The 1,279-nt window shown below is 62.5% G+C and carries 1 protein-coding gene; it reads left to right on the plus strand.

The features are described from left to right. Positions 1 to 374 precede the first annotated feature (374 nt). Entirely contained in the window at positions 375 to 644 is a 270-nt protein-coding gene (locus tag E2C05_RS31865) for a DksA/TraR family C4-type zinc finger protein (protein WP_240046989.1), read from the plus strand. Positions 645 to 1,279: the final 635 nt, after the last annotated feature.

Genomic DNA, 1,279 nt, shown 5'->3' on the forward strand with positions numbered 1-1,279 from the left:
CCGCCCTCGCTGACCACAGGCCCATCTCCCACCTCAGTGCGTTCGTTCTGATCCATGCTGCATCTCACCATGCCGGTCTCCGGACGGACAAATCGATCTCCAGGGAAACCAGGTGCAGCTCACGCTCCGCTCCTGGGGCACGCTCCGGCAGGCCACTTACCCACAGCCGCTGCTACAATGCGTCAGGGAGCACAAGCCACGGGTGCCGCATTGTGGCAGAGGTTCGCGCTCCCAGACTCGACCGGTAGGCGATTGACAGCACTGGTCCTGGCCCTGGGCATTGGTCCGACAAGAGCGCAAGTCTTTCGGCCTAGGGCTACTTTGGGCGTGACGCCCTCAACCCCACTTCTGGTGGGATCAAGCCGAGAGGAACAATGGAGTTGGCAACGGGCTGGGCGCCAGACGGCGCCGTGCAGGATCAGATCGACGATACGGTCACGGACGGCGTCCTCCGAGCGAGGGCATCGATGCCGATAGGCGTGAGCCAGACGCATTGCGATGGGTGCGGCGAAGAAATTTCGGAAGCGCGACGGCTGGCGATCCGAGGCGTTCGGACGTGCGTACCTTGTCAGTCGGAGCGTGACCGCAAGCCTGTTAGTTTCGGCATAAACCGTCGAGGCAGCAAGGACAGCCAGCTAAAGTAGCGTCGCCGTCCGGCAGACAGCATCGGGTCTAGCCTACGTGCCGGGCGCGATAGCTCTGGTCGTCCAGCGGCCCGCGCCACCTCCAGCGCTGGAGACGCGTAAACAGGCCGGCTGAGTTGTGCCAGAGGTCCAGACAGACACGGGAGTGCCGTCGAGATCGACGCGGATGGATGATCGGGCTCGCGATGCGCGACAGCTTGGGGGCGGAGAACGTGATTTGGTTCGCTGCTTTGATCGGCAGGCGATGGGCGGACTGAATGAAGGACCAGTGCTGCGCCCGAAGATCGTGTTATTTCAATGCGCTAAACCTTGTTGGCAAAATCGGCCAACCCTCCAGGTTCGGAGACTCTCCGGCTTGTCGGAGAGAAAACCCGCCCTGGTTCCGGCCTTGCACCCTCAAGGTCACGGCTGAAACCGGCCGGAAACCTGCGCCTCAGCGCGGTGTCTTGGCCATGAGAAACAGGTTGTGAGGAAACCGACTGGCGCAGCGGTGGGAACCGGGGAATAACCTTCTCTGAGTGTCCATCCGGGAACATGGTGAGTCATCTGAATCGGTTGTGACTGGCGGGTTGCGGCGGGTGGTGCGCGATTTGGCGGGATGTGGACGCCGGAGAACCGCGGTCGGTATGACCGCA

Origin of the sequence: Paracraurococcus ruber, from assembly GCF_004353985.1 — a bacterium.
Taxonomy (GTDB): Bacteria; Pseudomonadota; Alphaproteobacteria; order Acetobacterales; family Acetobacteraceae; genus Paracraurococcus; species Paracraurococcus ruber.

Coding starts and splice junctions, on each gene's coding strand:
- E2C05_RS31865 (WP_240046989.1), top strand. CDS start 375: ATGGAGTTGGCAACGGGCTGGGCGCCAGACGGCGCCGTGCAGGATCAG.